Origin of the sequence: Dactylosporangium sp. NPDC049525 (assembly GCF_040676755.1) — a bacterium.
Classification (GTDB): Bacteria; Actinomycetota; Actinomycetes; order Mycobacteriales; family Micromonosporaceae; genus Dactylosporangium.
This window is the reverse complement of the sequence record NZ_JBFAPO010000001.1, coordinates 233,150-240,047: the sequence shown is the minus strand read 5'-3', so window position 1 is coordinate 240,047 and position 6,898 is coordinate 233,150. Positions and strand designations below refer to the sequence as shown.

8 protein-coding genes are annotated in these 6,898 nt (G+C 71.0%); 6 read left to right on the top strand and 2 right to left on the bottom strand.

The annotated features are described in order from the left end of the window. Positions 1 to 124 precede the first annotated feature (124 nt). Positions 125 to 859, bottom strand: coding sequence for a TVP38/TMEM64 family protein (locus AB0K00_RS01015; protein WP_363513269.1), 735 nt, complete (start codon positions 857 to 859; stop codon positions 125 to 127). 110 nt (positions 860 to 969) lie between these two features. On the opposite strand from AB0K00_RS01015, the gene ispF reads away from it, so the two are divergent. The 4 genes from ispF to AB0K00_RS00995 are packed head-to-tail and all read left to right on the top strand — an operon-like array spanning position 970 to position 3,488. Next, positions 970 to 1,446, top strand: coding sequence for a 2-C-methyl-D-erythritol 2,4-cyclodiphosphate synthase (ispF, locus tag AB0K00_RS01010; protein ID WP_363513266.1), 477 nt, complete (start codon positions 970 to 972; stop codon positions 1,444 to 1,446). A 12-nt stretch (positions 1,447 to 1,458) separates the two neighbouring features. Continuing rightward, complete coding sequence (locus tag AB0K00_RS01005) at positions 1,459 to 1,827, top strand: PPOX class F420-dependent oxidoreductase (RefSeq protein WP_363514959.1); 369 nt, start codon at positions 1,459 to 1,461, stop codon at positions 1,825 to 1,827. Between the two features lie 48 nt (positions 1,828 to 1,875). Then, on the top strand, positions 1,876 to 2,382 hold the full coding sequence (locus AB0K00_RS01000; protein WP_363513263.1) for a SigE family RNA polymerase sigma factor: 507 nt from the start codon (positions 1,876 to 1,878) through the stop codon (positions 2,380 to 2,382). Further along, positions 2,382 to 3,488 carry a hypothetical protein gene (locus AB0K00_RS00995; protein ID WP_363513260.1) on the top strand — a complete coding sequence of 369 codons (1,107 nt, stop codon included), beginning with the start codon at positions 2,382 to 2,384 and terminating at the stop codon, positions 3,486 to 3,488. The genes AB0K00_RS01000 and AB0K00_RS00995 overlap by 1 nt, the downstream gene beginning before the upstream one ends. A gap of 25 nt (positions 3,489 to 3,513) precedes the next feature. Here AB0K00_RS00995 and AB0K00_RS00990 read toward each other — a convergent pair whose 3' ends face one another. Then, positions 3,514 to 4,677: a homogentisate 1,2-dioxygenase gene (locus tag AB0K00_RS00990; protein WP_363513258.1), complete on the bottom strand. Its 1,164-nt coding sequence runs from the start codon at positions 4,675 to 4,677 to the stop codon at positions 3,514 to 3,516. Between the two features lie 82 nt (positions 4,678 to 4,759). Here AB0K00_RS00990 and AB0K00_RS00985 point away from each other — a divergent pair, with 82 nt between their 5' ends. Next, positions 4,760 to 5,599, top strand: a complete 840-nt coding sequence (locus AB0K00_RS00985) for a hypothetical protein (RefSeq protein WP_363513255.1) — start codon at positions 4,760 to 4,762, stop codon at positions 5,597 to 5,599. After that, complete coding sequence (gene fahA, locus AB0K00_RS00980; protein ID WP_363513252.1) at positions 5,596 to 6,810, top strand: fumarylacetoacetase; 1,215 nt, start codon at positions 5,596 to 5,598, stop codon at positions 6,808 to 6,810. The genes AB0K00_RS00985 and fahA overlap by 4 nt, the downstream gene beginning before the upstream one ends. Positions 6,811 to 6,898 lie beyond the last annotated feature (88 nt).

Below are 6,898 nucleotides of genomic sequence, written 5' to 3'. Positions count from 1 at the left end.
GTGGCGTTCGCCGCACGGCGGCGCAGTTGACCTTGGAGACTTTGTCTGGTCCTGACGAGACAAAGTCTCCAAGGTCAAACGGAACGACCCGGCCCACGGGCCGGGTCGGGAGGACTTGGGGACGTCAGGCGGGGGCGGCCGAGACCGGCGCCAGGGCCGCAGGGGCGGCCTTCTGCTTGCGGGGGCGGCGCCGCCACACCAGGTAGGTGCCGACCGACCCGCCCACGCCCAGCGTCGCGATCATCGCGCCGGCGAGGGACATGCCGAGCGTGTCACCGCGAGCGGTGGCGGAGCCGAGCGCCGCATACGCGATCGTGGCCGGCAGCGCGCCGAGCATGGTGCCCGTGATGAAGGTGCCCGGGCGCACACGGGTGGTGCCGAAGGCGTAGTTGGCCACGCAGAACGGCACGAACGGGATCATCCGGGAGATGATCACCGCCACGATGCCGCGGTTGGCGACGGCCTGCTCCACGGCGAGGAACCGGCCGCTGAGGTGGCGGGCCATGAACTCGCGGCCCAGGAAGCGGCCGATCGTGTAGGCGATCAGGGCGCCGAGGGTCACGCCGGCCAGGATGTACAGCACGCCGCCGGCGAAGCCGAACAGCACGCCGCCGACGCCGGCGAGGAGGGTCCGAGGGACCAGAGCGGTGGTGAGTAGGGCGGCGCCGATCACGGCGATCGCCGGGCCGAATGGGTGGTCAGGGCCCACGGCATGGGTGAGCGACGATTTATCCGGGTGAATGATCAACATCACCACGGACAACGTCGCAACCAGCAGGGCGAGCATCCCGAAGCGCAAGGCGGCTCCGGTGCGCCACCACTGCCGTGGGGCTTTCGGGGTCGTCAGGTCGCTGCGCACCTGACCCAGCCTAAGCCCGGAACGCCAGGATGCCGAGCCCGATGACGACTCGGCAACCGGAAGTTCACGATCGTGCACCAATCGTCGTACCCTCCCAAAGTGATCCAGGCATGATGTTGATCGGCAACGGGACCGACGTGCACGCGTTCGAAAAAGGGCGGGAGTGCTGGGTAGCGGGCCTCAAATGGGACGGTGTCGACGGGCTCGCCGGGCACTCCGACGGCGACGTCGCGGCCCACGCGATCTGCGACGCGCTGCTGTCCGCCGCGGGTCTGGGTGATCTCGGGGGGAATTTCGGCACCGACCGGCCGGAGTGGGCCGGCGCGTCCGGGGTGACGCTGCTGCGCGAGACCGCGCGCCTGGTCCGCGACGCGGGCTACGAGATCGGCAACGTGTCCGTGCAGGTCATCGGCGTCGCCCCCAAGGTCGGCCGGCGCCGGGCCGAGGCGGAGGACACGTTGAAGAAAGCGATCGGCGCGATCGTCCGGTTGTCTGGCACCACCACCGACGGGCTCGGTTTCACCGGCCGGGGCGAGGGTCTCGCCGCCACCGCCGTCGCGTTGATCTATCCGGTACCGAAGGAGTAGGCCGTGAACGAGATGCTGCGTGAGCTGTTGGACCGCCGGGCGTTTCTGGTGCTCAGCACGATCAACCCGGACGGCGCGCCGCAGTCCAGCGTGATCTGGGCCAAGCACGACGGCGACGACGTCGTGTTCTCGACGATCCGGGGCCGCCGCAAGACCCGCAACATGGAGCGCGACCCGCGGGTGTCGATCTGCGTGTACGACCCGGCGAACCCGTACCGCCACGTGGAGGTCCGCGGCACCGTCGGCATGGTCGAAGACGGCGGCCCGGAGCTGATCGACGAGCTCAGCCGCGCCTATGACGGCACGCCATGGGTCGAGAAGGTCCCCGGCGTGACCCGGGTCGTCTGCCGGGTGACCGCAACGAAAATCATCGAACACTGACACCCAACCGCCGCACCGCCGGCTCGCGTCAATGCGGCGGGAGGCGATGTGCGCGACGACATGGAACGGGAGTACGTGGAGTACTTCCAGCCGCGGCTGCCGCAGCTGCACCGGCTGGCGGTGATGCTCTGCGGTGACGCCGACCGCGCCGACGACATCGTGCAGGCGACGGTGACGACGCTGTTCGCACGGTGGCGGCAGGTGCGCCAGGTGGACAACCTCGACGCGTACGTGCGCCGGAGTGTGGTCAACACGTTCCTGAGTGAGCGGCGTCGCTTCTGGTTCCGGGTCGTGCTGACCGAGACGCTGCCTGATCGCCCGGCTGTCACGGGGCAGCCGGCCGACGAGCGGCTGGAGATCCGGGCGGCGCTGCGGACGCTGCCGCCGAAGCAGCAGGCGGTCCTGGTGCTGCGGTTCCTGTGCGACCTGCCGGTGGGCGACGTCGCGGAGCTGGTCGGGTGCTCGCCGGGGACGGTGAAGAGCCAGACGTCGGACGGGTTGGCGAAGCTGCGCAGGAAGCTCGGCGTGCTCGCGCCGGTCGGGGGTGAGGCGTGATGATCGAGGACCTGCTGACCCCGCTGCGGGACGCCGAGGTGCGCCCGCCCCGGGTCGACCTGCAGCTGGCGATCCGGACCGGCCGCCGGCGGCGCAGGGTCCGGCACGCCGCGATGGCCGGCCTGGCCGTGGCGGCGGTGCTTGCCACGACGGTCGTGATCGGCACGTTCAGCGGGCGCCCGCAGTCGATGCCGGCGAACCGCCAGCCGCTGCCGACCTCGACGGTCGCGCCGCCCCTGGGCGGGTGCACGCTCAGCGAGGACAACCCGCCGTACGCGAGCGAACGCCCGCGGTCGGTCGTCGACGACACCTGGCAGGTCGTCGTGCACCTGGAAGGGACGAGGCGGGTGATCCGCTACGTCGACGGCCGACGGGATCGGATCGAGAACGCGCCGGTGGACTTCAGTGCGCTGGGCGACGCGAACCGGGCCGGCGACTTCACCGCCACCGACTACCGGGAAGAGCGCGGCTGGGTGTACCGCAACGGGATGTTCGCCGAGCTCGCCCTGCCCGATGGCGCCAGGAAGATCGAGCTGATCGACATCAACGACGCCGGTGACGTGCTCGGCACGGTGGTTCCGGCGGACACGTCACGGCGCGAGGCCGTGGTCTGGACCCACGGCCGTCCGGACCGGCCGAGGGTGCTCGACACCCCCGCCGGGCTGTCCTCGCGCGCGTACGGGATCGCGTGGGACGGCACCGTCGTGGGCGAGGTGTTCGACGGTGCCAGCCTCACGTCGTACCTGTGGCACCCCGACGGCGCCGGTGAGCCGCTGCCGCGCCCCGCGGAGCTGAGCGCGGACGGCGGGGTCACCGGACTGGCCGGCGACTGGGCGGTCGGCCCGGACGTGCGGTGGAACATCCGCACCGGCAAGACGGACGTGATCAAGGGTCTGGACGGGGCGGGCATTCCCGACGTGTACGGGCGGATCTACGGCAACACCGCCACCGACGAGCACCGGCAGGTGGTCTGGATCAACGGCACCTTCCAGCCGATGACGGAGACGTTCAACGGCGAGCGGGTGCAGCTGCGGGCCGTCCGGGATGACGGCCGGCAGCTGCTGGGCCAGACAACCGCGGGAGCCTGGGTGCGCTGGGACTGCTGAAAGGCGCGGGCTACAAAAGCGCGGGCTACCCGGTGCGGGCCCAGGTCCAGGCGTAGCCGGTGTCCTCGACGGACAGTGCCGGCTCGCACAGGTCGAGGGGCCGGAACGTGTCGAGCATGACCGCCAGCTCGTCGAACGCCTCCACGCCGAGCGCCCGCTCGACCGCGCCGGGCTGCGGGCCGTGGGTGAAGCCGCTCGGGTGCAGCGAGATCGACCCCTGGATGATGCCGGAGCCGCGCCGCGCCTCGTAGTTGCCGCCGGTGTAGAACAGCACCTCGTCGGAGTCGACGTTGTGGTGGTTGTACGGCACCGGGATGGCGAGGGGGTGGTAGTCGACCTTGCGGGGCACGAACGAGCAGATGACGAAGTTCGGGCCCTCGAAGGTCTGGTGCACCGGCGGCGGTTGGTGCAGCCGTCCCGTGATCGGCTCGAAGTCGTGGATCGAGAACGCCCACGGGTACAGGCAGCCGTCCCAGCCGACCACGTCGAACGGGTGGGTGGCGTAGACGTGCTCGGTCCAGCCGCGCCGGTGCTGGACCAGGACCGGCACCTCGGTGGCTTCCTCGAGCAGCGGCTCGCCGGGCCCGCGCAGGTCGCGCTCGCAATACGGCGAGTGCTCCAGGAACTGCCCGCGCTTGGACAGGTACCGCTTCGGCGGGCTGATGTGCCCCGACGCCTCGATCACCAGCACCCGCACCTCGTCGGCCGTGGGCACGAGCCGGTGGATGACCGACGTGGGGATGATCGCGTAGTCGCCGGAGTGCAGGGTCAGTGCGCCGAACACGGACTCGACGAGCAGCGAACCGGACTCGACGTAGAGGCACTCGTCGCCGATCGCGTTGCGGTACAGCGGGGACGGCGTCGACGCGATCGCATAGGACATGCGCACGTCGTCGTTGGCCAGCAGGTGCTGCCGGCCGAGGACCGCGTCGGTGGGCCCGCCGCCGAGCTTGTGCGTCTGGAAGTGCCGCGGCTTGAGCGGCAGGTTCGGCGCACGCGTGCTCGCGAACGGCGTGATCGTGGTGGCGGATAGGATCGCTGTTGGTCGATGCTTGTGGTACAGCAGGGACGAGTCGCTCGAAAAACCCTCCTGCCCCATCAGCTCTTCCGCGAACAGCGAGCCGTCCGGCTGGCGAAACTGGGTGTGTCGCTTCGGTGGAACTTCGCCCACGCGACGGTAATACGGCATCCGCTGCCTCCCGGAAGAGAGATCCGTCCGGATAGCGGACGAAGTTGTCCGCCCTGTCTAGCGTCCATTAGATTCGGAAGCCGTGTCAAACGCAGTTCCTCCTCTGCTGGCCGCCCTGGTCGACGACGCCGCCGTCTTCCCGCCGGGGAGCCTGCCGCTGCCCGAGGCCGTCCCGGCCCACCTCGGTCACCGCGACGGCCCGTGGGCGGCGATGATCGGCCCGCTGCTGGTCCCCGCCGACGACCTGCCCGAGATCGGCGTGGCCGTCGACGTCGGGGTCATCGGGCCGCCCGGCGCGGTCGAGCGGGCGCTCGAGACGATCCCCGGCCACCTCACCGTCCGGCAGGTCGAGTCGCCCGTCGCGAAGCGCGGCGAGGACCCGGCACCCGGCATCGACCAGCTCGCCGGCCTGCTGCGCAAGAAGAGCGAAGAGCCATGGAGTTGGTACTTCGAGGTCCCGCTCGCGTGGGGACTGATGCGGGCGCTGGACCAGCTGGCGCAGCTGCGCGCCGAAGGGCTGCCGGCCGCGGCGAAGTTCCGCACCGGTGGCCTGGCCGCCGAGCTGTTCCCGACCCCCGTCGAGCTCGCCGCCGTGATCTGCGCCTGCCGGGACCGGGAGCTGCCGTTCAAGCTGACCGCCGGCCTGCACCACGCCGTGCGGCACACCGACCCGGACACCGGTCTGGTCCACCACGGGTTCCTCAACGTGCTCGCCGCGACCCTCGTCGCGGCCGGTGGCGGCGAACCCGCCGAGCTCGCCGGGATCCTCGCCGGCACCGACGGGCCCCCGCTGGCCACCACGATCCGCGCCTCGCTGGACCAGCCGCGGCCGCTGTGGGTCGGCTTCGGCAGCTGCAGCGTCGACGAACCGGTCACCGACCTCACCAACCTGGGACTCCTGCCGCGGGAGGTGCCCGCGTGACCGCCTGGACCGAGCCCGCGCAAGGTGACCCGTTCGGGGTGCACAACCTGCCGCTGTGCGCGACCCGCGACGGCTGGGTCGGGGTCCGCGTCGGCGACCTCATCCTCAACCTCGGCGCCGCCGAGGAGGCCGGCCTGCTCGACGCCGGCGGCGCGTTCACCCGCGCGGCCACGCTCAACCGGTTCCTCGCCGCGGGCCGCCCCACCTGGACGCGGGTCCGCGCGCAGCTCACCGACCTGTTCACCGGCCCGCGCCCGGCCGGCGTCTTCGGCGGCAACGCTGCGCTGCTGCACCCGGTCGACGGCACCGCGCTCGCGCTGCCGTTCGAGGTCGCCGACTACGTCGACTTCTACTCATCCGAGCACCACGCGAACAACCTCAGCCGGCTGTTCCGCCCCGACTCCCCGTCGCTGCTGCCCAACTGGAAGGAACTGCCCGTCGGGTATCACGGCCGGGCCGGCACCGTCATGGTCTCCGGCACCGACATCCCGCGCCCGCACGGACAGCGCAAGACGCCCGACGAGGAGCGGCCCAGCTACGGCCCGTCCCGGCGGCTGGACATCGAGGCGGAGCTCGGCTTCGTCGTCGGCGCGCCCTCGACCGGCCCGATCGACGTCGACGACTTCCGCGAGCACGTGTTCGGCGCGGTCCTCGTCAACGACTGGTCCGCCCGCGACATCCAGGCCTGGGAGTATCAGCCGCTCGGCCCGTTCCTCGGCAAGTCGTTCGCGACGTCGATCTCCCCCTGGGTGGTGCCCCTGGACGCCTTGGAGCCGGCGAAAGCGGCGGCACCCGTCCAGGACCCACCCGTGCTGGACTATCTGCGGGAGGCGGAGCGGTACGCGTACACCATCCGCTTCGAAGTCTTCTGGAACGGCACACTCGTGGCGCAGCCGCCATACGAGGGCATCTACTGGACTCCGGCGCAACAGCTCGCCCATCTGACCGCGAACGGCGCGTGGGCCCGCACCGGCGACCTGTACGCCTCCGGCACCATCTCGGGCCCCACGCCGGAGCAGACCGGATCATTCATCGAACGGACATGGAACGGCGCACACCCCGTCCGCCTCGATGACGGTTCGACCCGTAGCTTTCTGCTCGACGGCGACACGGTCACGATTTCGGCTACCGCACAGTGCCCAGGTGGCCCGGCCGAAGCCGCCATGGTTGGCTTCGGTGAGGTGAGGGGCACGGTGGTGACGCGGGTGTGAGAAGCCCGGCGATCGACGGTCACCGTGAGCAGAATGCGACGATCGCCGGGTATGGTGCCCGGCGGAGGTGGTTATGGGGACGGGTCGT